General features: G+C 62.5%; 22 protein-coding genes and 1 tRNA gene. 7 read left to right on the forward strand and 16 right to left on the reverse strand.

Going from position 1 to position 25537, the window contains the following annotated elements:
* Positions 1–52: 52 nt before the first annotated feature.
* Complete coding sequence (locus BCY88_RS24435) at positions 53–1321, reverse strand: sensor domain-containing phosphodiesterase (RefSeq protein WP_120346744.1); 1269 nt, start codon at positions 1319–1321, stop codon at positions 53–55.
* A 394-nt stretch (positions 1322–1715) separates the two neighbouring features.
* Here BCY88_RS24435 and BCY88_RS24440 point away from each other — a divergent pair, with 394 nt between their 5' ends.
* On the forward strand, positions 1716–3344 hold the full coding sequence (locus BCY88_RS24440) for a Na+/H+ antiporter (protein WP_120346745.1): 1629 nt from the start codon (positions 1716–1718) through the stop codon (positions 3342–3344).
* 711 nt (positions 3345–4055) lie between these two features.
* Here the strand turns inward: BCY88_RS24440 and BCY88_RS24445 are convergent.
* The 7 genes from BCY88_RS24445 to BCY88_RS24475 form a co-directional block, all read right to left on the reverse strand.
* Positions 4056–5363, reverse strand: a complete 1308-nt coding sequence (locus BCY88_RS24445; RefSeq protein ID WP_120346746.1) for a solute carrier family 23 protein — start codon at positions 5361–5363, stop codon at positions 4056–4058.
* A gap of 232 nt (positions 5364–5595) precedes the next feature.
* On the reverse strand, positions 5596–7161 hold the full coding sequence (locus tag BCY88_RS24450; RefSeq protein ID WP_120346747.1) for a methyl-accepting chemotaxis protein: 1566 nt from the start codon (positions 7159–7161) through the stop codon (positions 5596–5598).
* Between the two features lie 450 nt (positions 7162–7611).
* Positions 7612–8226, reverse strand: a complete 615-nt coding sequence (locus BCY88_RS24455) for a DUF2239 family protein (RefSeq protein ID WP_120346748.1) — start codon at positions 8224–8226, stop codon at positions 7612–7614.
* Positions 8227–8403: 177 nt separating this feature from the next.
* Positions 8404–9915 carry a sensor domain-containing diguanylate cyclase gene (locus tag BCY88_RS24460; RefSeq protein WP_120346749.1) on the reverse strand — a complete coding sequence of 504 codons (1512 nt, stop codon included), beginning with the start codon at positions 9913–9915 and terminating at the stop codon, positions 8404–8406.
* Positions 9916–10244: 329 nt separating this feature from the next.
* Complete coding sequence (locus BCY88_RS24465; protein WP_120346787.1) at positions 10245–10919, reverse strand: NAD(P)H-binding protein; 675 nt, start codon at positions 10917–10919, stop codon at positions 10245–10247.
* Positions 10920–11098: 179 nt separating this feature from the next.
* Positions 11099–11974, reverse strand: a complete 876-nt coding sequence (locus tag BCY88_RS24470; protein ID WP_120346750.1) for an SDR family NAD(P)-dependent oxidoreductase — start codon at positions 11972–11974, stop codon at positions 11099–11101.
* 67 nt (positions 11975–12041) lie between these two features.
* Complete coding sequence (locus BCY88_RS24475; protein WP_120346751.1) at positions 12042–12614, reverse strand: TetR/AcrR family transcriptional regulator; 573 nt, start codon at positions 12612–12614, stop codon at positions 12042–12044.
* Positions 12615–13127: 513 nt separating this feature from the next.
* On the opposite strand from BCY88_RS24475, the gene BCY88_RS24480 reads away from it, so the two are divergent.
* The gene (locus tag BCY88_RS24480) at positions 13128–14798 is read left to right on the forward strand and encodes a methyl-accepting chemotaxis protein (RefSeq protein ID WP_404935734.1); all 1671 of its coding nucleotides are present in this window, start codon (positions 13128–13130) and stop codon (positions 14796–14798) included.
* Between the two features lie 100 nt (positions 14799–14898).
* Here BCY88_RS24480 and BCY88_RS24485 read toward each other — a convergent pair whose 3' ends face one another.
* Positions 14899–17109: a xanthine dehydrogenase family protein molybdopterin-binding subunit gene (locus BCY88_RS24485; RefSeq protein ID WP_120346753.1), complete on the reverse strand. Its 2211-nt coding sequence runs from the start codon at positions 17107–17109 to the stop codon at positions 14899–14901.
* 2 nt (positions 17110–17111) lie between these two features.
* Positions 17112–17573 (reverse strand): (2Fe-2S)-binding protein, encoded by a 462-nt coding sequence (locus BCY88_RS24490; protein ID WP_120346754.1) that lies wholly within the window; start codon positions 17571–17573, stop codon positions 17112–17114.
* Between the two features lie 185 nt (positions 17574–17758).
* Here BCY88_RS24490 and BCY88_RS24495 point away from each other — a divergent pair, with 185 nt between their 5' ends.
* Positions 17759–18703 carry an AraC family transcriptional regulator gene (locus BCY88_RS24495; RefSeq protein WP_120346788.1) on the forward strand — a complete coding sequence of 315 codons (945 nt, stop codon included), beginning with the start codon at positions 17759–17761 and terminating at the stop codon, positions 18701–18703.
* A 111-nt stretch (positions 18704–18814) separates the two neighbouring features.
* On the opposite strand, the gene BCY88_RS24500 is transcribed toward BCY88_RS24495, so the two are convergent.
* The 5 genes from BCY88_RS24500 to BCY88_RS24520 form a co-directional block, all read right to left on the reverse strand.
* A tRNA-Ala gene (locus BCY88_RS24500) sits at positions 18815–18890 on the reverse strand.
* A 76-nt stretch (positions 18891–18966) separates the two neighbouring features.
* Positions 18967–19296 (reverse strand): c-type cytochrome, encoded by a 330-nt coding sequence (locus BCY88_RS24505; RefSeq protein WP_404935735.1) that lies wholly within the window; start codon positions 19294–19296, stop codon positions 18967–18969.
* A gap of 17 nt (positions 19297–19313) precedes the next feature.
* Positions 19314–20105 (reverse strand): BON domain-containing protein, encoded by a 792-nt coding sequence (locus BCY88_RS24510; protein WP_120346756.1) that lies wholly within the window; start codon positions 20103–20105, stop codon positions 19314–19316.
* A gap of 26 nt (positions 20106–20131) precedes the next feature.
* Entirely contained in the window at positions 20132–20719 is a 588-nt protein-coding gene (locus BCY88_RS24515) for a phosphoheptose isomerase (protein WP_120346757.1), read from the reverse strand.
* A 133-nt stretch (positions 20720–20852) separates the two neighbouring features.
* On the reverse strand, positions 20853–21296 hold the full coding sequence (locus BCY88_RS24520; RefSeq protein WP_120346758.1) for a YraN family protein: 444 nt from the start codon (positions 21294–21296) through the stop codon (positions 20853–20855).
* Between BCY88_RS24520 and rsmI the strand changes: the two genes are divergently transcribed.
* Positions 21295–22173 (forward strand): 16S rRNA (cytidine(1402)-2'-O)-methyltransferase, encoded by an 879-nt coding sequence (gene rsmI / locus BCY88_RS24525; protein WP_120346759.1) that lies wholly within the window; start codon positions 21295–21297, stop codon positions 22171–22173. The two genes, BCY88_RS24520 and rsmI, sit on opposite strands and share 2 nt — an antisense overlap.
* A gap of 275 nt (positions 22174–22448) precedes the next feature.
* On the opposite strand, the gene BCY88_RS24530 is transcribed toward rsmI, so the two are convergent.
* Positions 22449–23051 carry a septal ring lytic transglycosylase RlpA family protein gene (locus tag BCY88_RS24530; protein WP_404935733.1) on the reverse strand — a complete coding sequence of 201 codons (603 nt, stop codon included), beginning with the start codon at positions 23049–23051 and terminating at the stop codon, positions 22449–22451.
* A 641-nt stretch (positions 23052–23692) separates the two neighbouring features.
* On the opposite strand from BCY88_RS24530, the gene BCY88_RS24540 reads away from it, so the two are divergent.
* From BCY88_RS24540 to BCY88_RS24550, 3 genes are all read left to right on the forward strand, one after another.
* Positions 23693–24337 (forward strand): MBL fold metallo-hydrolase, encoded by a 645-nt coding sequence (locus tag BCY88_RS24540; protein ID WP_120346790.1) that lies wholly within the window; start codon positions 23693–23695, stop codon positions 24335–24337.
* Positions 24334–24963, forward strand: a complete 630-nt coding sequence (locus tag BCY88_RS24545; protein WP_120346761.1) for a 3'-5' exonuclease family protein — start codon at positions 24334–24336, stop codon at positions 24961–24963. The genes BCY88_RS24540 and BCY88_RS24545 overlap by 4 nt, the downstream gene beginning before the upstream one ends.
* Before the next feature lie 90 nt (positions 24964–25053).
* Complete coding sequence (locus tag BCY88_RS24550; RefSeq protein ID WP_012431468.1) at positions 25054–25512, forward strand: Lrp/AsnC family transcriptional regulator; 459 nt, start codon at positions 25054–25056, stop codon at positions 25510–25512.
* Positions 25513–25537 lie beyond the last annotated feature (25 nt).

Here is a 25537-nt window from a genome sequence, read left to right on the forward strand (position 1 = left end):
GCTACCGCAATTGAACCTCGCGATCTGCTTTGCCGATCGAGCTTCCGAACCGCTACTCCTCGATCCAGTCGATATCGCCGCACAGCACGCACGTCTGCTCACCGACACGCGTCGCCACCGACAAGGTCACGCACGGCAACGCTTCGTTAATCGACAGATACGGACGCGTCACGTGCACGCGTTCCGGCGCATTGATCGCCGCACGGAAATACGGACGGCGCAGCCAGTTCGCCCCTTGCGCATCGGCCAGCGGCAAAAAGCGCGTTTCATGGGCCGCGCGATCGGCGCGCAACACGACGTTGCGGCCCGCTTGCCGGCCCTTCGCGTCGAGCAGGAAACAGCGCGCGGCATGGTCGAGCGCGAGGAAATTCCAGCACACTTCTTCGAGCGGTTCGCCCGCCGCGAGCCGCTCCGCGGCACGCTCGAAGGCCCGCAGGTACGGTGTGAGACGACTCGCATTGCGGCGCTCGCGTGCTTCGGCCTGATCGCGATAGCGGTCGGTGACGTCGCTGATACAAGCCGTGGCGTGCGCCGCGTCGGCCGCGCCGGGATTCGGCCGGCCGAAGAAAAAACCCTGCACGAAGTCCGCGTCGCAGGCGAGCGCCATCTGCGCTTCATGCTCGGTTTCGACACCTTCGATCAGCACCAGCTTGCCCGCTTCATGCAGCAGCGCCACCAGCCCGGGCAGGATCGTCGCCATGTCGGCGCGATGCGCGGCGTGCGACAGCATGATGCGGTCGAGCTTCACGATATCGGGATTCAATTGCCAGATCCGTTCGACATTCGAGTGGCCCGCGCCGAAATCGTCGAGTGCGATCAGGAAACCGCGCTCACGGAACTGGCGCACCGCGTCGACGAGACGTTCGAGATCTTCCGCACCCTGTTCAAGTACCTCGAGCACGATCCGCCGCGGCGACAGATCGAGCCGCTTCAGGTTGGCCAGCAAGGCCGCGGCGAGATACGGGTCGGTGAGCGCACCGGGATGAACGTTCAGGAACAGCCATTCGCGCTCGGCGCCAAGCACCTTGAAGTTCTCCAGATGCAGCGTCTGCGCGAGTCGGTCGACTTGCAGCACGTCGCCCAGACGCGCCGCCTCGCCGAACACGTCAAGCGGCGACACGGGCCGGTCGAGCGCATCGTGCGCGCGCAGCAGCCCTTCGTAGCCGACCGCCCGCATATGCGACAGGCTGAAAATCGGTTGAAACACGCTGGTCAGCGTCAGCTCGCCATGCTGCGCCGAAAAACGTTCGAGCCCCGACGTCATCTCGACATCGAAACCATGCGGCGTGGTGGCCGTCCTTTCCTGTTGCGCAATCGTCATGCAATCCTCTCATGCGAGAGCCGGGCCGGTCCGAACGCGGAAGCGAACAACCTCGACACCGTTTCTCAAAATGTGCGTCATCGATATTCCTTAAGCAAGCTCCATGCGCACGGTGGCGCACATTCGAATGAAATTTGCACGCCCGGCTGCACCCGTACGAGGGCGTGCAAGGGACGATGCGCCGCTCCCGGGCATGGCGCGCACCGTTTAGGTGCATCGGCTTGCCGGGGCGCTTGCCGAACACACGCGCGGGGGCCTTGCCGGGTTGATGAAGGTGCGCCGCGTCGTCGGGCTACACTTCGGCCTTACGCCTCACGCACGCCTCGTGGCCGGGTTGCGGCGACATCGTCGACATTCGCCGGGGGAGCACCGCTATATCTCCAGAAATAGACCGATGGATATTGTCTTTACCGTACTGATTCTTTTGCTCGCCGTCTCCGCTTCCGGCATCGTTATCCGGATGCTGCCGATTGCCTTGCCATTGCCGCTGGTTCAGATCGCGATCGGCGCTTTGCTCGCATGGCCGAGACTCGGGCTGCACGTCACCTTCGATCCCGAAATTTTCATGATGCTGTTCATTCCGCCGCTGCTGTTCGCGGATGGATGGCGAATCCCGAAGCGTGAATTGTTCATGGCGCGCCGCTCCATTCTGATGCTGGCCCTCGGCCTCGTTTTCATGACGGTGCTGGCTGTGGGCTACTTCGTGCATGCGCTGGTGCCGTCGATCTCGCTGCCGGTCGCGTTCGCGCTTGCCGCGGTGTTGTCGCCGACCGATGCGGTGGCGCTCACTGGCATTGTCGGCAAGGGCAAGATTCCAGGCCGGCTGATGCATATCCTTGAAGGCGAAGCCTTGATGAACGACGCGTCGGGTCTCGTCGCGTTGAAGTTCGCGATTGCTGCGGCGCTGACGGGCGTGTTCTCGCTGCGCGACGCATCGATCAGCTTTGTGATCATTGCAGTGGGTGGCCTCGCGACGGGCGCGGCGGTGAGCTGGGCGTTCAGCTTCGTATCGGCGCGCTTTCTGAGTCTCAATGAAGAAGGCGATCCGGCGCCCGGTGTGGTGATGACACTGCTGATCCCGTTCGCCGCGTATCTGGTTGCCGAGCGCTTCGAGTTGTCGGGGATTCTGTCGGCGGTCGCGGCCGGCATGATGATGAACTACGCGAGCATTGTGAACGTCGGGCCGGTGTCATCGCGAGTGCGCGCGAACAGCACATGGACGATGATCGAGTTCGTCTTCAACGGCATGGTGTTCATTCTGTTGGGGCTGCAGTTCCCGCATATTCTTGGCCGTGCGCTACTCGACGCGCACGAGACCAGCGACGCACAGGTGGGGTTGCTGATCGGCTACATCGCTGCGGTGGCGGTGGCGCTCTACGCGATGCGCTTCGTATGGGTATGGCTGTTGCGCTGGTTCGCGAGCCGCGGGGCGGCGAAGCACGGCGTGGCGAACGCCGTGCCTGGCTTGCGTACGGTGACGGTAACGACGGTGGCTGGTGTGTTGTCGCTGCCCGAGGTGTTGCCTGGTGGTACACCGCTACCGGGACGGGATCTGGCGATTTTCATTGCGTCGGGGGTGATTCTTTTATCGCTGCTGGTGGCGGTCGTGGCGTTGCCGCTGTTGTTGCGAGGTTGGCGGCGTGGCAAGGACCCGCATGCTGCGGAGGAGGCGATGGCACGCACGCTGGCGGCGCAGGCGGCGATTCGCGCTGTCGACGAGGTGCACGATACCGAGTGTGCGGATCTGGACGAGTCGGCATCCGCCTATGCGGCGGATGTCACCGCGAGGGTGATGGATGTGTATCGACGCCGGCTTGCGACGCTCGACGAGGAGCAGGAGCCACGGGAGATGGCGCGCCGTGCCGATGCGCTGGAATTCCGGATGAAGTTGGCGGCGATGCGGGCTGAGAGGAAGACGCTGCTTGCGCTGCGCAGTGGGCAGGAGATCAATGATGAGACTTTGAATAAGCTCATGCGGGAGGTGGATCTTGCTGAGACGGCGCTTACTGTGCGGAGGAAATGAGGGTGTTCGGTTTGGGGGTTTTTTTGCCTGCGCGGCGCTTTGGGTGTTTGCTTTTGGTGTTGGCCTTTCCTTGTTCTGACTGCTTTGGCCTTTCCTTGATTTGCTAATGGTCTATTAGCGTTGCCCCTGTGCGGGGCGGCACTTACTTTCTTTGCCGCCGCAAAGAAAGATAAGCAAAGAAAGCGGCTCACACCGCTAATTCTTAAGCGGGTCCCCCGCGCAGCCACGGTAGTGGTGCATCTGGAATCCGTGCCCCCGCACACTCCGCGCGAGTGACAAAGGACTCATCCGCTCCCACTCCGCACTACGTGCGTCGCGGATGGGTCTGCATGGGAAACCAAGGTTTGCTTTGCATAACTGATTGTTTTTGGGAATGGGCTTCGGCGCGCGCAGCGCCGCCGGAAGTATGACTGCCTTGTCACCAGGGCCGAATGTGCGGGGGCACCGATTCCAGATGCACCACTGCCCCCTCCAAGCCAGGGGACCCACTTATAAGCTGGCGGTGTGAGCCGCTTTCTTTGCTTATCTTTCTTTGCGGCGGCAAAGAAAGTAAGTGCCGCCCCGCACAGGGGCAACACTAATAGACCATTAAGAAATCAAGGAAAGGCCAACACCACAAAACCACAGACAAACCGCGCGGAGCAGAAAAACAGAACAAGAAAAGACCAAAACCACAACCAAAGCGCCGCGCAGGCAAAAAAACCCAAACCCTTATGCCACCGGCCCCTGCCCCGCCTTCCTCCTCAGAAGCGCATAAAGAATAATCGCCCCAAAAGTAGCAGTCCCGATACCGCCAAGCCCAAACCCACCAAGCTTCAAGGAAAAATCCCCAGCCCCAAGCACAAGCGTCACCGCCGCAACAATCAGATTCCGATTGTCGGAAAAATCCACCTTATTAACGACCCAGATCCGCGCGCCGGTCACGGCAATCAAGCCAAACACAACAATCGACACGCCGCCGAGCACAGGCCCTGGAATGGTCTGAATCACCGCCCCAAACTTCGGCGAAAAACCAAGCACAAGCGCAATAACCGCAGCAATGACAAACACCAGCGTCGAGTAAATCTTGGTCACCGCCATCACGCCAATGTTCTCGGCATACGTCGTCACCCCTGTACCGCCGGCAAAACCCGACAGCATCGTCGCAAGTCCATCGCCAAGAAAGGCACGGCCGACATAGCGGTCAAGATTCTGCCCGGTCATCGCGCTCACGGCCTTGATGTGCCCAAGATTCTCAGCAACAAGAATCACCGCGATCGGTGCGAGCAAGGTCATCGCCTGCATGTTGAAAACCGGCGCAGTGAAGTGCGGCATGCCAAACCACGCAGCATTCGCCACAATCGCAAAATCGATCGGCTTACCCATGCCAAGGCCATTCGTGACGATCGCGTAAATCACATACGCCATCAGCAAACCCACCAGAATCAGCAGCCGCTGCAGCATGCCGCGCGCAAACACCGCGACCGCGCCAACGCACAGCACCGTCATCAGCGCCATCCACGAATCGAAGTTGCTGCCGCTCACGCCATGCACCGCGATCGGCGCGAGATTCAGCCCGATCACGCAGACGATCGCTCCGGTCACCACCGGCGGCATCAGCGTTTCAATCCACTTCGTGCCGATCGCCGACACGATCAGGCCAATAATCGCGTACACCGCCCCGCATGCAATGATCCCGCCCAACGCCACCGGAATGTTCATGTTCGGACCATGGCCGCCATACCCCGTCACGGCGATCACCAGACCAATGAACGCGAAGCTCGAGCCGAGATAACTCGGTACCCGCCCGCCCACCAGCACGAAGAACAACAGCGTGCCGATCCCCGACATGAAAATGCACAGGTTCGGATCGAAACCCATCAGCAACGGCGCAAGCACGGTCGAACCGAACATCGCGACGACGTGCTGAACGCCCATCGCCAACATCTGCGGCCACGCAAGCCGCTCGTCAGTGCCGACAATGCGGCCCTCGGCCGCGTTCGGCTGGACGCGCCAGCGTGGGAAGTAGGAATCGGCCATGGCGGGGGTTCTCCTCTGTCGGCGTTATGGTGGACGGCGCCGGAATCTGCGCCGTCGGTGAATTACGCGCGAGTGTACGGAGAGCCACCAGGCCTGGCAAGGGCGGCGAAGCGGCCAACCCGGCACGCGCAAAAACAGGACGAACGCCACGACCGGGCCTGGCGGGCACGGCAGGCCATGGCAGGCGTCATGCACAGCATCAAGATCGCCCTCTGAAAAGTCACCACCTCGATCAGCCGTGCCGGGCATCCAGCGAAAACACCGTGACCGCGGCCTGCAACTGCCTCGCCTGATCCGCCATCGACGCCGCCGCGGCGGCCGCCTGCTCGACCAGCGCTGCATTCTGCTGGGTCACGTCGTCCATCTGCGCAACGGCGCGGTTCACTTCCTCGATGCCGGTGCTCTGCTCCTGCGACGCCGACGAAATCTCACCCATGATGTCGGTTACGCGTTTCACCGCATGCGTGACTTCCGCCATCGTCTGGCCGGCCCGCTCGGCCAGTTCGGCGCCGCTGCCCACGCGCGCGGTCGAGCTTTCGATCAGTTCCTTGATCTCCTTGGCCGACACCGCGCTGCGCTGCGCCAATGAACGCACCTCTCCCGCCACCACCGCGAAACCACGGCCCTGTTCGCCGGCGCGCGCCGCTTCCACCGCCGCGTTCAGCGCGAGAATGTTGGTCTGGAACGCGATCCCTTCGATCACCGCGATGATGTCGGTCATGCGCTTCGAGCCCGCCGCCAGTTCGCGCATCGTTTCGACCACGTCGCCGACCAGGTTGCTGCCACGCGCCGCCACTTCCGATGCGCCATGCGCGACGCCTCCAGCCTGCTGGGCATTCTCGGCATTCAGCTTCACCGTCGACGTCAATTCCTGCATGCTCGATGCGGTTTCCTGCAAGGCGGCAGCCTGTTCCTCCGTGCGTTGCGACAGGTCGGTGTTGCCCTGCGCGATTTCGCCCGAGGCCATCAGGATCGATTCGCTCGACTCGCTGATACCCGACACGATGCCCGCCAGACGCTCGCGCATATTGCGCAGTGCGAACAGCATGCTGCCGGTATCGCCCGCGCGGGTGTCGACGCGCACGCTCAGGTCGCCGTCGGCGATACGGTTGGCGATGTGCATCGCGTAATCGGGTTCGCCGCCGAGTTGACGCGCGAGGCGCCGCGCGATCACCGTCGCGAGCAAGGTGCCTGCCGCGATCGCGCTCAGCACCAGCGCCAGCATGACGAAGCGCATGTGCCGATAGTCGGCGCTCGCTTCTTGCTGGGCCTCATTGGCTTGCTGACGGCGATAGTCGATTAGCGCCGTGATGCGATCGCGCAGCGCCTCGCTCGACGCAATCGCGCGACGCACAAGTTCGTTGTTGTCGACGCCGGCCGGAATCGGTTCGAGCCCGATCTGCTGATGCACGATACCTTCCCACACGCCCGACTTGCGCAGCACGGCGTCGAACATTTCCTGGCCCTTGCTGGTCGCGATGGTCGCGCGATACTGGTCGTAGGCGGCGTGCATTTCCTTGAGCGATGCGACGATGCCGTCCTTCAGCTTTTGACGGCCGGCGTCGTCGGCTGCGTAGCCGAGATTCGCGGCGGCAAGATCGGAATCGATCTTGTGGCGGTTCGCCTCTTCCATCCAGTAGAGGCCATTCATGTGCTGGTCGCAGATGGCGTTGGTGATGTCATGCATCGACGACAACGTCTTCAGCGAAATCCCGCCGATCACGACACAGAATCCGATCACAACGGCAAACGCCAACACCAGCTTCCTGAATACGGTCATGCGGTCGAACCACTTCATCTCACTATCCTTCACAAGTCCTGAGGGGACGCTCGCATCGCTGCGCCGCGGCAAACATGGGGCGTTTTTCTGGATATGTGTAGCGACGCTCCCACCTCTTTTACGGCGGCCAAAACAGAGACTTGACGCGATAAATGGCGGGAATAACCGGGACAGGATGATGTAAGCAATGCCAGGTGTACGGGGCCGGATTGCTGGGCGGCCATACGGCGAGGTCATACGGCGAGGTCATACGGTTTACACGTCGGACCAGCGATTGGGATTTGTCTGATATTTGGGGATGGACCGAACCCGTAGACTTTATTTGCTGCGCTCGCCCCCACGAGCGCACGCGATGTTGTTGTAACTCTCCGACTTTCCGCTCACGCTCCCCGGCGTGAGCGGCTTTTTTTTGTCTATATGTTTCGTTGCGCTCGATTGCCCCGCGCACTCGGCGATGCGCGTTCGAATCTACGGATGCCTGACGAATGCGTCGTTGGCAAGACAGAGCGTATGGTCGCGCACGTCCTCCGGCCACGCCGCGACGATCTCGTCAAAACGTGCACGATCGTCGGCATAGAGCGCGCGTGTTGCGTCCTCATAAGCAGGCAGATTGCCGGCGATTGCGGTCATGAAGCGATACACCGCCTCTTGCGCCGCACGCTTGCGGTCCTTGTCGTCGCCCGCCAGCCGCGCTGCTTCGACCAGTTTGCGCAGCGCAACCGATGCGCCCCCCGATTGCCCGTTGAGCCAATCCCAGTGACGCGGCAGCAACGTCACCTCTCTTGCCACCACACCAAGCTTGGGCCGGCCACGGCCACGCGGAGCGTCACCTTCTCCGGCGTCAGTGTCTGGGGTGGACTGCCCGGCAGGCGGCTGGCTTGCCAGCCTGGCAAGAATCTCTTTGGGCGTGCCGCGTAAATCAAACTCGACCGGGCGACTCGTGATGGTGTCGAAAATCAGTACGGGCGCCTGTTCGCCGCGCGCCAGCACCTCCCGGACGGCAAGCGCCACCTCGGACAAAGCGCCCGAGGCGATGCGACGATGCCCCTCGAAGGCGATGCAGGTATCAGGATGGGCGGTCATGACAAACTCCATGAAAATGAATTTGCCAAATTATACCCGGGTGTAAATTAAACACAACAATTTATCCGGGTAAAATTATCAGAGCCGCGCGTGCGAGACGCCCGCGCTAATAGCGCCAGCTTTCCGCCCAAACGCGACGCGATCCGGCAGCCGGTACACCAGCGAACTGGCGCAGCCTCATCGCGCCGGCGACATCACGTCGCTGTGCCGATCCGCCCGCGCCGGCACCGGATAGCACAGCACGCGGTTGCGGCCTGCGTCCTTGGCCTCGTAGAGTGCCTCGTCCGCGGCGTTGACGAGTGCGCGGCTCGCTGCAAATACCTGGCTCCTGGTGCACGCAATGCCGATGCTGATGGTCAGCACATGGTGCGAGCTCGCCACATGGCGAAGTTCGAGCGCCTGAACGGCGGCACGAATGTTTTCGGCGATACCCGCCGCCGCGGCTTCGTCGGTATCCGGCAGCAGCACCGCGAATTCTTCGCCGCCATAGCGCGCCGCGATATCGCCTGAGCGCCGCACGTTTTGCGCGATGCAGCGCGCCACGGCAATGAGCGCATCGTCGCCGGCCGAGTGACCGTATAGATCGTTGAAGCCTTTAAACGTGTCGACGTCGATCAGCAGCATCGATAAAGGCCAGCCGTTGCGTTGTGCGCGACGCCACTCCTCCTCCGCATGTTCCTCGAAAGTCCGGCGATTGTTCAGACCGGTCAGCCCGTCGGTGCGCGCCAGCGTGCGCAGCTCTTCTTCCGCTGCGCGGCGCTGCCGCAGTTGCTGCGAAAACAGGATGGCGAGCGCAATGATCGCCACGTCGAGCGCCGCGATCAGCGAGCCGATGATCCACGCGCGCCGCCGCCACTCCACGTAGATATCGTGCGTGGAGAGCGCAACGTCGAGAATCAGCGGGTACATGTCGATATGGCGGAATGCATACCAGCGCTCGACACCGTCGATCGCCGCCGTGCCGAAAAAGTCGCCGCTCGGTTCCTGGAGGAAGCGCGAATAGTTCGAGGTGCCGGCTAGTCCCCGGCCGATGATATTGGGATCGTATGGGCGCCGCATCAGCATCGTGCCGTCGCTCAGCATCAGCGCCATCGAACCGCCCGGGCCCAGATTCATGCCGGCGAACAGGCGCCTGAAGTAAGTGAGCCGCATCGTGCCGACCACCACGCCGGCGAAGCTGCCGTCCGGCCGCGAGATGCGGCGACTCAGCGCAATGCTCACATCATTGCTGTTCACTTTGGGTATGAACGGATGACTGACATACAGGCCGACGTTGGGCGAGTCGCGCTGGACCTGGAAGTAGTCCCGGTCGGCAAGATTGATTCGGCGGGGCGGCGTGGCTTGCGAATCGAACAGGATGTTGCCGGCGGGGTCGAGAACGAACATCGAACCGAGGTCTTTCGCGCTGGCGGAGCCGTCGAACAAAACCATCTGACGAATCGCCGGCGGCAAGTCCAGCACGCCAGGCTGTTTCAGTCCGTCGATGACGGCGCGCAGCGACAGGTCGTAAATCTCGAGATTGCGCGACACGTCGCGTTCAACCAGCAGGGAGACGTTGAAGACGGAATCCTGCGCCCGGCGCAGCGCGTCATCGCGCATCTGCGACAAGACCCACACTGCGATCGCAAGTATCGCGCTGGCCAGCACGATACTGATAGCAATCACGATGTTCGGTCGGCGCGTCACCATGAGCTTTTCGTTCGTGCCTGCGCTGGCCTACGCGCGTGAAGAAAATGGCCGCGGCCGGAAGGCGCGTCCCGTAAAACCGTAGCCTACCAGAGGCCGGGGCACGCCAAATGAGGGAAAAGGCAGGTTTTCGGCGGCTTGAGCGAAAATTTTTAACGAAGGTGTGTCTCAAACCACCACAGTGGCTTGGCACAGGCGCCGCGGCGCAAAAACAGCACGGGCGTTAGGTTTTGCGCCTACGCGCCGCGTCCGCACACTTTCGCCCAGTAACCGGCCGGTTACGCCGGCCTGGCGCTCAATCAACCCTAACCCGCGTGCAAATCAAGCGCCGATCAGGATGCCACTCGGCTGAGCGCCCTGATATCGGCAACCTCCAGCACCGCTTCGGCTGCGCCATGGCGAGCGACCGCCAGCATCGCCTGGCCGATGTCTTCGGTGCTGAGAATGTGGTTGGGGAACACCGCGCGGAGCATCGGCAGGAGAAACCTGGTGGCGGTGTAGAACAACCGGTACGAGCGGGTCTTCGAACGGGCGCCGTTCAGCGGTTCGATCACACCGGGGCGAAACAGGTAGACCCCTTTGAACGGCAGCCGCCGCAGCGCATTTTCGGTCTTACCCTTGACCCGCGCCCACATGCTGCGGCCGCGCTCAGTACTGTCGGTCCCCGCGCCGGACACGTAGACAAAGGTCATCTGCGGATTGAGACGGGCAAGCGTCTGCGCGGCGGCCAGTGTCAAGTCATACGTAAGCCGCGCATACCCGGCCTCCTGCATGCCTGCCGACGACACCCCCAAACAGAAAAAGCACGCGTCGAACCCTGTCAACGATGCCTCGACTCCCCGATAGTCCATCAGGTCCGGCTGAATCAGTTCGACGAGGCGTGGGTCGAGCTGGCCGGTAGCGGTACGGCCAACCGTCTGGACCATTTCCACGTCGGGGGCGCGCAAGCATTCGCGCAATACACCCTGTCCGACCATGCCGGTCGCGCCGAATATCAGAACCTTCATGATGCATGCTCCGTGATCTTGCCCGGCCGGCGCGAGCGCCGTCCCGAAACCCAGGCCACCGTTCGCGCCGGTATTGAACAAGAGCCACCGGTCTGACGCGCAATGTCCGCCGCGCTCCAATGTGCCATGCCGTTCGTCCTCAGGTGGCCTTGGGTTGAGTTGCCGGCTCAGTATAGTGTTCAGGCCTTCGCCGGTGCCGTGGGAAATACCGGCAGCTGCGCCGGCGCGGCAAAATCGGTCGCGTTGCTGACCGCTCGCCAGGCTTCGGCGCTCGCGGCGCGCACCTTGTCGCCCTCGCCGGCGTAATGCAAGGCGTCACTGCCGAGCAACAGATGCGCGGGCAATGAATCGTGATATGCGAGTTTCAGGACGACTTGCGCGACCTTTGCAGGATCGCTGGTTTCCTGGCCAAAGTGCTGGGACAGCATCTCGGCCACCGCGCCGACCGACGGCACATAGTCCGGCAGCAATGCCGGCGTCGCGCCGCTCGCTTCGGTGCCCCACTCGGTTTTCATGCCGCCGGGCTCGAGCGCCGTCACGTGGACGCCGAACGGCGCGAGTTCCTGGCTGATCACCTCGGTGAATCCGCCGACCGCCCACTTCGCCGCTTGATAGGCGCTCAATCCCGCGATCCCCACCCGGCCTCCCACCGACGAAATCTGGATGATGTGGCCGGCTCGTTGTGCCCGAAGCACCGGCAGCGCGGCGCGCGTGACGTTGACCACACCATAGAAGTTGGTGTCGATCTGGGCGCGGAAATCGTCCTCGGGCGTTTGCTCGAACGGCGCCAGGTGACCGAAACCCGCATTGTTCACGACCACGTCGAGCCGGCCGAACGCATCGACAGCGGCCTGTACCGCATGGCGCGCCGCCGCCGGGTCGGTGACGTCCAGCGCAACGGCGCGAACCTGCTCGCCATAGCGCGTCAGCAGTTCTGCCAACTGACGCGGATCGCGCGCCGTCGCCACGACGCGCTCACCCGCGCGCAACGCTGCTTCGACAATTTCACGCCCAAGCCCGCGGGCACTTCCTGTAACCAACCAGACCTTCGACATCATGTGCTCCTTCAATTTAAATGAGCAAGCAATCACTCATTAATCGGACAAAAAAATCAGACCTAAATCAGTTCTGGGCAATCGCGTGCCAGAACGCTTCAAAGCCGGCCTTGCGATAGCGGTCGGCGGCGGCCGGTTCACGGGCGATGAAATCCATGGTGGTTTCGGCCAGTGCCGCCATGATCGCCGTTACAAACCCAGGCGGCTGATCGCGCAACACGCCGCTCGCCACGCTCGCCTGAATCATCGTGTTGATATCCGGGAAGGACTCCATGCCGCTTGCACGTGTGCAATCGGTGAGCCGTTCCGACACGGTCAGTTGCGCCATTGCCCGGCGTTTTTGCGGCTGCGCCACGCCCCAGTCGACGAACTTGTCCCACACGTGCTGAGCGCGATCGCGCACGCTGGCTTGCTTTGGATAAGTAGTCATCATCACTTCGCGCAGGTCTGCCTTGATGCTCAGGTAGAGCTCGTTCAGCAACTCGTCCTTATTGTCGAAGTAAGTGAATAACGTTCCTTCTGCCACGCCCGCGAGTTTCGCGATGCGTGCAGTAGGCGCGCCCAGGCCTTGCTCGGCAATGACCTCGGTGGCGGCGGCAAGGATGGCGTTACGTTTGTCTTCGCTTTTCGGACGGGCCATACGGTTCGCTTCGACTGCTTACTATAAATGAGTGATTGCTCAATCATATATAGAGATGCCGGTTTGCTCAAGTCATTTTTGTTGCCCCGTTCATGTCAGACAATTACCGCCGGTCCAGGCGCATGGGGAAAATGAAATAAAAATGAAAGACACATGTTTTCATCATGTGCCTAAATAGCTCAAAATTTAGGCGAAATGCCGCGTTCTTCGCTCATCGGGTGCAAGCTTAGTAGAGGAATACCCGGAATTCCTTCAGTCCATAAGAATCCGATCCGATAACCGGTAAATGGGATACCCATTTGTACCCGACGTTCGACGCGCTGCCGCAAGGCGTCTTATGGTGGGCACAAAGGAGAAACCGCGCGGGGCTGCCGGCATCAATGGCAGTCAGATAGACGCTCCCATGTCCGGACCTGAGAGTCCATTACGAACACTTCAACGTTTCGTTATTGGAGAAAAAACGTGTCACTTAAAAACCTCACCATCAAGACCAAGCTCGTTGCCGGTTTCGGCATGCTATCGCTCATCGTCGTCGCGGTTTCCGGCCTTTCCCTGAAAGCGCTGAGCGATTCGACCGATGGGTTTTCCGACTATGTACATGGCATCAACGCACGCGCTGACATGGTCGTGCAGGTTCGAACCGCCGTCGACCGCCGGGCGATCGCGGCGCGTAATCTCGTACTCGTCACCAAACCTCAGGACCTCGAAATAGAGAAAGCCGACGTAACGCGCGCGCACGAAGACGTGCAAGCCGATCTGAAAAAACTCAACGACATGAGTGCGAGTTCGACCGATACCTCGGAGAAAGCACGCAGCCTCATTGCGGAGATCAACCGGGTCGAAGCGGCGTATGGTCCGGTTGCCCTCAACATCGTCAATCTCGCGCTCACCAACAAGAAAGACGAGGCGATCGTCGAGATGGACGAGCATTGCCGGCCGTTGCTCGCCGCGCTGATTCGCTCGACCGACGCGTACGCCGACTACACGCGTTCACGTCAGGAGCAGCTGGTCAACGAATACACGGCGCATTACGAGAACCAGCGCAATATGCTGATCGCGATCTGCCTGATCGCGCTGGGGCTCGCCGTCACCGCATGCGTGGTGATCACGCGTGCTGTGACCGGGCCGCTGCGTTTTGCGATCGACGTCGCGCGCACCGTCTCGCAAGGCGATCTGCGCACGCAGATCACCGTCGACGGCCGCGACGAAACCAGCAAACTGCTGACCGCCCTGCGCGAAATGAACGAACGGTTGACGGCGATCGTCGGACGCGTGCGCGACAGCAGCACCAGCATCGCCGGGGCGGCACGCCAGATCGCGGCGGGCAATATGGATCTGAGCCAGCGTACCGAGCAGCAGGCGGCGTCGTTGCAGGAGACCGCTTCCAGCATGGAGGAACTCACCTCCACCGTTAAGCAGAACGCCGACAACGCGCAGCAAGGCAGCACGCTGGCCGCGAATGCATCGTCGGTGGCACAAAAGGGGAGCGAGGTGGTCGGTCAGGTGGTGAGCACGATGCACGACATCAGCGACAGCTCGACCAAGATCGCGGACATCACCGGCATCATCGAAGGCATTGCGTTCCAGACCAACATTCTGGCGCTGAACGCCGCCGTCGAAGCCGCGCGTGCGGGCGAACAGGGACGGGGGTTCGCGGTGGTCGCGAGCGAAGTCAGAAGCCTGGCGCAACGTTCATCGAGCGCGGCAAAGGAGATCAAGGATCTGATCGCTACCTCGGTGGGCAGGATCCGCGATGGTTCGGCGCTTGCCGGTGAGGCGGGCAAGACGATGGCCGAAGTGACTCAAGCGGTCGCGCGCGTGACCGACATCATGTCGGAGATCGCGGCGGCATCCGCTGAACAGAGCCGTGGCATCGAGCAGGTCAATCTTGCGATTACCCAGATGGACAACGTCACGCAACAGAATGCGGCACTCGTGGAAGAAGCGGCGGCGGCTTCGCGGTCGATGGAAGACCAGGGGCAGCAGTTGAATGAAGCCGTGGCGTTTTTCCAGGTGAAGGACGCTGCGGCAACGGCTGCTCCGGTTCGGCGGGAAGCGCCGCGGCGCGAGGCTGCGCTTGCCGCTGCTCCGAGGCGCGTTGCACCGATTGCACCGATTGCGCCGATTGCGCCGATCGCCGCGCTCGCTACCGCGACTGCGGACGACGGGTGGGACAAGTTCTGATCTCGGGCCGTTCTGAATCGTGAACGTGCCGCGCTCCCGCGTGCCAGGCACACGGGAGCGCGATTCGTCACGACGTGGGCCGTCGTCTTCGCTCAGTCCGTCAGGCGGTCTTTTCCGACGCTGCGGGGAACGGCAGGGACTGAATCCGCCTGCCGGTAGCCGCGAAGATCGCGTTCGCGACGGCCGGTCCGACCGGTGCGACACCGGGCTCGCCGACACCTGTCGGCGCTTCGCCCGACTGCACGATGTGCACTTCGACCTTGGGCATCTCGGCGATTCGCAGTACCTGGTAGCCGTCGAAGTTGTTCTGCTCGACCTTGCCGTCCTTCAGCGTGATCGCGCTGTGCAACGCCGCGCCCAGACCGAAGCCGATGCCACCTTCCATCTGTGCGGCGATGATGTCGGGATTGATCGGCGTGCCGCAATCCACCGCACAGACGACGCGCTCCACCTTCACGTTGCCGTCCTTGTCGACGGAGACTTCCGCGACTTGCGCGACGAACGTCTGGAACGCCTCGGCCACCGCGATACCGCGTCCGCGGCCTTTCGGCAACGGTTTGGCCGGGTCCCAGCCCGCTTTCTGCGCGGCGAGTTCGAGCACGCCCCGCATGCGCGGTTCGTGTGCGAGCAGATCGCGGCGGAAGGCGAACGGATCCTTGCCCGCGGCATGTGCGGCTTCGTCGATAAACGCCTCGACCGCGAATGCCGTGTGCGAGCTGCCGACCACCCGCCACCACAACACGGGCACGCCGGTCTGCGTAGTCGTCAGTTCGACTGAGATGTTCGGAATCGCGTAGGCCACGTTGGCGGCCCCCTCGACGGACGTCGAGTCGATCCCGTTCTTGACCATGACGCTGGCGAACGGCGTACCGGCCAGAATCGACTGACCGACGATGCGATGCCGCCAGCCGACGAGCTTGCCGTCGGCGCTCAGTCCTGCATCGAGTTTGTGGAAATACATCGGCCGGTAAAGACCGCCGTGGATGTCGTCCTCGCGAGTCCACTGCAGCTTGACCGGCGTGCCGTTCGCGCCCAGCGCCTTCGCGATCGACACGGCCTCGACGATATAGTCCGACCGCGTGTTCGCGCGCCGCCCGAAGCTGCCGCCCGCATACAACGTGTGAATCTTCACCTGCTGCGGATCGAGCCCGGCCGTGTGCGCGGCGTTGCCCTGGTCGACGGTCTGAAACTGGTCGCCGGCCCAGATCTCGCAACTATCGGCGGTGAGCTTGACGACGGCGTCGAGCGGCTCCATGGGCGCGTGAGCGAGATACGGAAACGCGTAGGTGGCCGAGATTTTCTTCGCCGCGCCGGCGAGCGCCTGCGTCACATCGCCCTCCTTGCGGGCGGATGCGCCGGGCTGCTCGGCGAGCTGCCGGTACTCGGCCATGATCGCGTCCGAACTGCGCTTTTCGGCGGCCGAATCGTCCCATTCGACCTTCAGTGCATCGCGGCCCTGCTTCACCGCCCAGAAACCCTTCCCGACAACCGCGACGCCACCCGGCACCTGCACGACCGAGACGACGCCGGGCACCGCTTTCGCAGCCGATGCATCGAACGATTTGACCGTTGCGCCGAAGAGCGGCGGGCGCTGCAACAGCGCGACGAGCATGCCGGGGAAGGTCACGTCGAGTGTGAACTGCGCGGTGCCGTTGGTTTTCGACGGCACATCGACACGCGGCAGTTGATGGCCGATCAACCGGAAATCCTTCGGCGACTTGAGCGTGACCTTGTCCGGCACCGGCAAGCGAGCCGCGGCCGACGCAAGCGATCCGTAGGTGGCGCTCCGGTTCGTGGCGGCGTGATGAACGCTACCGTCGAGCGTCGTCAGTTCGGACGCGGGCACCTGCCACTCTGCGGCGGCGGCGGAGACCAGCATCGCGCGCGCTTTCGCACCGGCGTCGCGCAATTGCATCCACGAGTTGGCCATTGCCGAGCTGCCGCCCGTGCCCTGGATCGTGCCGAACGCGAGATTCGCATAGCGCTTCGCATCGGCGGGCGCGCTTTCGACCCGTACGTCCTGCCAGTTCGCATCCAGTTCTTCCGCGACGATCGTCGCGATGCCGGTGTACGCGCCCTGGCCCATCTCGACGTGCTTCGCGATGACCGTGACGCTGTTGTCCGGCGCGACGCGCAGGAACGCATTGGGGGCGAACGTCGCGTCGGGCATGGTCGCGGCGAGCGCCCGGCGGCCCGTGCCCGCCCACTCGAAGCCGATGGTGAGACCGACTGCCGCGAAGGCGCCGGCCGCCTTCAGAAAAGTTCGGCGCGACGGGCGTACCGCATCCGTGAGATCGAGATCGGTCGTCATGGTCAGGCCTTCAGGGTGGCAGCAGCTTCGTGGATGGCCGCGCGAATGCGGGTATAGGTCGCACAGCGGCAGAGATTGCCGTTCATCGCGGCGTCGATGTCGGCGTCGGTGGGCGTGGCGTTATGTTCGAGCAAGGCCGTCGCGGACATGATCTGTCCGGACTGACAGTAGCCGCACTGCGGCACCTGCAGCTTGACCCATGCGGCCTGGATGGCTTTTGCGGGCCGGCTTTCGATGCCCTCGATGGTCGTGATGCGCTTGCCCGCGATCGCCGCGAGCGGCAGCACGCACGAACGGGTGGCTTCGCCTTCCAGATGGACCGTGCAGGCGCCGCATTGCGCCATGCCGCAACCGAACTTCGTGCCGTGCAGACCCGCGTCCTCGCGGATCGCCCAAAGGAGCGGCGTGGTGGGATCGGCGTCGAGCGTAATGTTCTTGCCGTTGAGGACAAACGATGTAGACATGAACCTCTCCGTGGGGAAAGCCCGGACTTGGCGCCGGGTGTACGCGGCAGTGTGTACCGAGTGTCTGCCGTTGCCTTTACACAATCCTGCAAATTTATTGAACAATGCTGCAAATCCAGCAGGCCAACCGCGCTTGCCCGGCAGCGGTTGGGTATGCTCGATTCCGTCCACGGATTTCCATGCGCATGAAACTGCACTCCTCAGACTCCGATCCTTCAGTGGCGCGCGAAACGGCGCGCTGCGAACTCGCCGCGCTCATCAGCCGCTTCGCGCCGACCGACGGTACGCATCAGACGGCGATCCCGTCGCTGACGTTCTATCGCTACTCGCAGCCGGTGGATCTCGGCTGCGGCGTGACGAGCTCCGCATTCGTGTTCGCGGCGCAGGGCGCCAAGCGGGTCATGGTCGCGGGGCAGGCGTATGTCTACGATCATCTGCATTGCCTCGTGACGTCCGTCGATCTGCCGGTGATGTCGCAGGTGACGCGGGCGTCGCCCGACGCGCCTTATCTGTGTGTGAAGTTCACGCTCGATCCGCAACGGATCGTGGAATTAGCCACGCAACTGCGCCTGCCGGAACCGGACGCCGCGTCGGCGGGCGAAGGCATCGCGGTGGCGCCGCTGTCGGCACCGGTTTTCGATGCGGCACTGCGACTTGTGCGATTGCTCGATACTCCGGGTGACATTCCCGTACTCGCACCGCTCATCGAAAAGGAATTGCTCTACCGGCTGATGACGAGCGAGCAGGGGAAACGGCTACGCCACGTTGCGGTGAACGGCAGCCAGACGTTCCGGATCGCCCGGGCAATCGAGTGGATCCAGAATCACTACACCGAGCTTTTGCGCATGGAGACGCTGGCACAGGCGGTGAATATGAGCGTGTCGTCGCTCCATCATCACTTCAAGAACGTCACGACGCTGACTCCGCTGCAGTATCAGAAGCAACTGCGGCTACACGAGGCGCGGAGGTTGCTGCTCCGGCATAGCGGAGATGTCGGGTCGGTTGCGATCCGGGTCGGGTATGACAGTCCTTCGCAGTTCAGTCGCGAATATAGCCGGCACTTCGGCGCGCCGCCGCTTCGCGACATTGCGCAGTTGCGGCGTTTGGATGAGGTGGGATTTCGGGAGTAGAGGCGAGTCGCATTCGCGACATCGTCTTCCAGGGGATTGGGTTTCGCTGGAAATAAAAAACCCCGCGAGCCTTTCGGCTGCGGGGTTTTTGGACATCTCTGAACGTGATCCTGGTGGAGAGGAGGAGGATCGAACTCCCGACCTTCGCATTGCGAACGCGACGCTCTCCCAGCTGAGCTACCCCCCCAATGTGCAAATTATTCTAGCACAAGCATTTTCCGTTTTGCCAAGCCCCTCTGTGCGGCAAAACGACTGGCAAAACCTCACCTGGACGGCGCCCCAGCCAGCACCCAATCCACTACCGTGCGAATGTCCGCATCGCTCATTGATTGATGCGCGGGCATCGGAATCATGCCCCATACGCCGGAGCCGCCGTCCTTCACCTTGCGCACCAGTTTTGCCGGCGCTTGCGCATCGCCCTTGTACTTTGCAGCGATCTGCTGGAACGACGGGCCGACCAGTTTGCGGTCTACCGCGTGACATCCCATGCAGGCATTCGAGCTCGCAACGATCTGACCGCGCGGCGCATCGGCCGCACGCGCTGAAGCTGCGAATGCACCGGTCAACACGCTAACCGTCAGCATCGCAGTCATGAAAGCAACGCCCTGCTTCATGGCGTCGTCGCCTTCGGATTGCCCGGATGCACCGAGTTCGAATTGCTGACAGGCGCCGGCGCCTGCTGATCGAGCGGACGCGAGCTCACCGACGAATCGGGGATCGCACCCACGGTCGGCGCATTCGCATCAGGCTGCGAAGCAGCAGCCGGCGCGCTCGCCGCGGCAGCGGCGGCTGCCGCCTCCTGCGGCTGGATGTACTGGAACACCTTCACGACCTGCACCACGCCCGGCACGCGGCTCGCGACGTCGGCGCCACGATTGCCTTCGTCCATGGTGACGAGACCCATCAGATACACCGAGCCGCGCTCGGCCACGACCTTGAAGTTGTTCGCCGAAATGTTCTTCTCGGCGATCAAAGCGGTCTTTACGCGTGTCTCAAGATAAGTATCGTTGGTGCGCGACGAGAACGAACTGGCCGGCATGATCGCCAGTTCGTTGACGATCGTATTGACGTTATTCAAGCCACGCACGATGGTCTCCGCCCGCTGCTTCGACACGTCCCCCGCGACTTCGCCCGTCAGCAGCACGCGGCGGTTGAACACCGCCACGTTGACGTGCGCGTTGTCGGGCAAGTTCTGGCTGATCTGCGAGAGCGCCTTCACCTGCAACTCGCGATCCTCGGTCTGCGCGCCGAGCGTGCGCCGGTCGGTCGCCACCAGCGCGCCGCCGCCCGCCGCGCCGGCGACGGCCAGAAAGCAACCCTGCAACGTCGCGGACAGCCCCGCCGCGAACCCAACCACCAGCACGGTTCTCACCAGTGTCTTCTTGACGCGGAATACGCTCATCAACTAGCTCTCCTTCGGAATCAATCTCAGTCTTCGCCCAGCAACATGGCATCGATGCCGTCGCACAGACAATGGATGGTCAGCAAATGCACTTCCTGAATACGCGCGGTGCGATCGGACGGCACACAAATCTGGATATCTGTATCGCTCAGGACTTCCTGCACGCGACCGCCGCCCTTGCCGGTCAGCGCGACCACGATCATTTCGCGCTCGTGCGCGGCCTCGATCGCGGCCAGCACATTGGCGGAATTGCCGGACGTGGTGATCGCCAGCAGCACGTCGCCGGGCTGGCCAAGCGCCCACACCTGCTTCGAAAAAATCTGCTCGAATGAGTAATCGTTGGCGATAGCGGTGAGCACGGACGTATCGGTGCTCAGCGCGATCGCCGGCAAACCGGGGCGCTCACGCTCGAAGCGGCCGATCAGTTCGGCGGCGAAATGTTGCGCATCGGCCGCCGAGCCGCCGTTGCCGCACGCAAGAATGCGGCTGCCGTTGGCGAGCGCGGCGAACATCGTGTCGATCGCTGCGGCGATCGGCATCGACAGGGTTTCGAGGGCTTCGAGTTTGACTGCCGCGCTGTCGCGGAAGTGTTGTTGAATGCGTTCGACTGACATCGAGTCTCTGTTTTCTACCGCGAATGGACCGCAATGCGCGGCCGTGTTGTGAAGTCGTATTGCGAGCCGTACCGACGAGGCCCGTACGCGAGCGCAAGTTTATCTCACTCACGGGCGTTCGCCGCGCACCGCATCAGACTTCGTCGGCACGAAAGGCATCGCGCAGCCATACGAGCCGGCCGGCTTCGAACGCAATCACGTCGAAACGGCACGCGGGCTCATCGTGCGAATGTTTGCAGCGGGTTGCCAGATAATGCCGCGCGGCACGCACGATACGCTGCTTCTTCTGCCACCCGATGCTTGCAGCCGCGCCGCCGTAATGCCGCTGCGCCCGCGCGCGAACTTCGACGAACACCAGGGCGCCGTCACGCTCACGCATCACCAGATCGATCTCACCGCCCCTGCACAGCACATTGCGCGCGACGAAGCGCAAACGCTGCCGTTGCAAGAACTCCATCGCACGCGCTTCAAAAGCCGCGCCGACGAGTTTGGACCCGCCTGGTCCCGAAAAGTTGTGCGGCCGGATTGGGTGGCACAATGGCGGCCTCGTTCTGTCTGTCTGCGTCTTCTGCCTCATGACTCCTCTCTCCGAACTCGCGCAGGGGCAGCACTACCCTGCCGCCGCGCTGTATGTGGTGGCCACGCCGATCGGCAACATCGCCGACGTGACGCTGCGTGCGTTGCATGTGCTCGGCCTGGTGGATCGCATCGCCGCCGAAGACACCCGCAACACAGGCCAATTGCTCGCGCGCTACGGCATCTCGAAACCGCTTGTCGCGGTCCATCAGCACAACGAGCGGGCCGCGGCGCTGCGCCTGATCGAACATCTGCAAGCGGGCGAACGCGTAGCCTATGTGTCCGACGCGGGCACGCCCGGTATTTCGGACCCCGGCGCGAAACTCGTCGACGCAGTGCGCGAAGCCGGTTTCCCGGTAATCCCGCTGCCCGGCGCAAGCGCGCTCGCCACCGCGTTGAGCGCGGCCGGCGACTGGGTCGCAACGTTCTCGTTCCTTGGCTTCCTGCCACCGAAGGCGAAAGCACGCGCTGCGGCACTGCAAGCGCTCGCGAGCCATCCCCACGCAATGGTGTTCTACGAAGCGCCGCACCGGATCGTCGAAACAGTGCAGGCGTTGGCCGACGCATTCGGTGGCGAGCGCAAGCTGTTGATCGCTCGCGAATTGACGAAGTTACATGAAGCGCTGCATTGCGGCACCCTGGCCGAAGGGCCAACGTGGCTTGCCGCCGATCCGAACCGGCAACGCGGTGAGTTCGTGCTGGTGGTAGAAGGCGCACAGCCGGAAGCCGCCGGTGAACACGATCACGACGCGTTGCTGGGCATCCTGCTGGAAGAATTGACGGTGAGCAGCGCGGCAAAAGTCGCGGCGGCCATCACCGGCGCTTCGCGTAACGCGCTCTACACGCGCGCGTTGGCGCTGAAGAAAGACGAGGAGTAAGGCAGACGGGAAGGAATGTCCGTCTGCGGAGACTGCCGACCGCGCTCGCTACGCGACCCAAAAAAGACCGGCGGCTGCGACCAGCGAGGGTCGATGAACCGAATGGACCGCAAAAAAAGGCCGCGCCATGAAAAACACCCCAAAGATTGGATCAGCGTCCAACTTTTGGGGTGCGGTTCACGATGCGGCCCTTCATTCCCGGCAAACACAACGTGCATTGCCGCCGGGTAGCACGGCGTCACAAATGCGCCTGCGGCGCGCGCCCAGCCACTAAATTACTTGTCCGCGTTCGAACCCGAGTTCGACGCCAGCGTTTCATTGATCTCAGCGCGCGCTTCCTGGCGCGTCAACCCTTCGATCTTGACCCGTGCCGTACCCGCATGGCGCATGTCGAGCGCGCTTGCGGCGGCCATCGACAGGTCGATCACCCGGCCACGCGCATACGGGCCACGGTCGTTAATACGGACGACAACCGAGCGCGAGGTGGCCGGATTGGTCACGCGAACATACGAGCCGAGCGGCAACGTACGATGCGCCGCGGTCATCGCGTGCATGTCGTAGCGTTCGCCGTTGGCGGTGCGGCGGCCATGGAAGCCACGGCCGTACCATGAGGCGCGGCCAGTCTGCTCGAAGTCCGAAATGCCCGAACCATCGTCCGTGAGCGGCTTGGCATCGGCCAGTGATGCGCCTTTGGCGGCGACATCCGAGGCCGGCGCGCTACCAAAAGCTTGCGGGCCGAAGGAGCCTGCCTGGACTTTCTTCGTGCTCAGCGGTGCGCCGTTGTCGGACGCGGTGCTTGCACCCGGAGGCGTAGCACAACCGGCCAGCACAAAAAAGGCAAAAATAGTCCCCAGACTGCGGGATAACCGAGTTTTCATAAGACGTGCAATCAAATTGTCGAGCCGCATCACGCAAAAGTTGAGCGTGTTGCCTGCGACTCCGGCGGCAATGGACGACAACGCGCCGCGCGGAAAAGCGCAGTACGTCAAAGCCCGGATGCGGCTCACACAGCCGCTACCGCACGGTTAATTTTCACGTCTGGCGCAACCTGTCCCCGGCAGCCTGACCAGACCCCACATGCCGCCATCGAACGTGGCAAACACGTTCTTGCGCGCGCAACTCAGCGCACAGGAACAGCGGCGTAGGCCCCACCCAGCGTCACGGCATTTAAGTCCGTTGCAGGCGCGCGGCGCCTGGCTGGGTAAGACGTGTGCATCGAAAGCATTCGATACCTGATGGCTACCTGCAAAACGCCGGTAGCCCATACTTGAGTGGCAATCCGCGTGCCCATTTTTGATGGGGACGCATCGCCGTGTGGCATGCACAATTCCTTGTGCATAGAGCGCATTATACCCAAAAGAAATTTTTGGGATGGCAAGCGACTGAAAACCTTGAAGAATTTTCACTCCTGCTGCAAAAATGAGCAGCCGAAAGCCCGTTGCAGCGGGGCTTCCGCGCCCTCGGCGACCATCGGCCAGACGCCGGTACAATCAACGTTTTTCCCTGCGGCGCCGTCACCATGAAAGTCACCTTGATCCCCGTCACCCCGTTCCAGCAGAACAGCTCCCTGCTCGTTTGCGAGGCAACAGGACGGGCGGCCGTCGTCGATCCGGGTGGCGACCTTGATGTCATCCAGGGTGAAATCGCACGCCAGAACGTGACGGTCGAAAAAGTATTCCTGACACACGGCCACATCGATCATTGCGCTGGCGCAAAGACGCTCGCCACGCATTACGGCGTGCCGATCGAAGGTCCGCATCCCGACGAAAGCTTCTGGCTCGACAAGCTGCCGGATCAAAGCACGCGCTTCGGCTTTCCCGCTGCCGAGGCGTTCGAGCCGGACCGTTGGCTGCAAAACGGCGAGACCGTGCGGTTCGGCGACGAAACCCTCGAGGTCTATCACTGCCCGGGTCACACGCCAGGGCATGTCGTGTTCTTCAGCCGCGCGCATCGGCTCGCGCTGGTCGGCGACGTGCTGTTCGCCGGCTCGATCGGCCGCACGGATTTTCCGCGCGGCAATCACGCCGACCTGGTGCGCTCGATCCGCGAAAAACTCTGGCCACTCGGCGACGACGTCACCTTCGTTCCGGGTCATGGTCCCACCTCCACGTTTGGCGCCGAACGCCGCACCAATCCGTACGTGGCCGACGGAGTCGAAGCATGAGCAGCGAAATCTATGTGAGCACGGACGTCGAAGCGGACGGTCCCATTCCCGGTCCGCATTCGATGCTCAGTTTCGCCTCCGCCGCTTATACGGAAGACAAGCAACTGATCGCCACCTTCTCCGCGAATCTGGAACTGCTCGACGGCGCCACAGCGCATCCGGTGCAGGAAGCCTGGTGGAAAACGCAGCCGGAAGCATGGGAGGCCTGCCGCAAGGATTTGCAGGATCCGCAGGCCGCGCTCACGGCCTACGTCGAATGGGTCGAGGCGTTGCCGGGCAAGCCCGTGTTCGTGGCGATGCCGGCCGGTTTCGACTTCACCTATATGTTCTGGTACATGATGCGGTTTGTCGGCCGCTGCCCGTTCTCGTGGTCCGCGCTCGACATCAAAACGCTGGCCTTCGCGCTGACCGGCCTGCCGTACCGCAAGAACATCAAGCCACGCTTCCCGAAGCACTGGTTCGACGAACATCCGCATACGCATGTCGCACTCGACGATGCGATCGAGCAGGGCGCGCTCTTCTGCAACATGCTGAAGGATCTGCGGACGTTCCAGGCGGCCATGCCGGCAGCCGGTCAAGATGGGGACGGCACAGGACAAAACGCCGCTGAGGAACCGGCAAATTAGGTAATCTCCCTCGCCGAACCCGTTTTACATTGCGTTTCGTTTTCGAGACCTCTACCATGCGTTGATAGGGCGACGCCAACGGAGGCGCAGTTGACACTCGATACGTTCTCTCAAAAAATCCTGCGCCTGCTGCAGCTCGACGCACGCCGGTCCGTACAAGAGATTTCTGACCAGGTTGGGCTCTCGAGCACCCCATGTTGGCGCCGTATCAAGGATATGGAGCAATCTGGGGTGATCCAGCGCTACACGGCCTTGCTGGATCGCGAAAAACTCGGTCTGCACGTCTGCGCGCTTGCCCATATCCACCTCACGCGCCATACCGAGGGCGGGGTCGAGCAGTTCGAGCGGGAAATCGCCACCTGCCCGGAAGTCACCGAGTGCTACAGCACGACCGGCGAATCCGACTACATCCTCAAGATCGTCGCGCCGGACATCAAGGCGTACGACAGCTTTCTACACGAACGCATCTTCAAGATTCCCGCCGTCGCTCAGGTGCGCACGAGCGTCGTGCTGCGCGAAATCAAATTCGATACGCAGTTGCCACTGTGAGGCGGTGAAGCGGCCGTTCGAGCGG

Source organism: Paraburkholderia fungorum, assembly GCF_003610895.1.
Classification (GTDB): Bacteria; Pseudomonadota; Gammaproteobacteria; order Burkholderiales; family Burkholderiaceae; genus Paraburkholderia; species Paraburkholderia fungorum_B.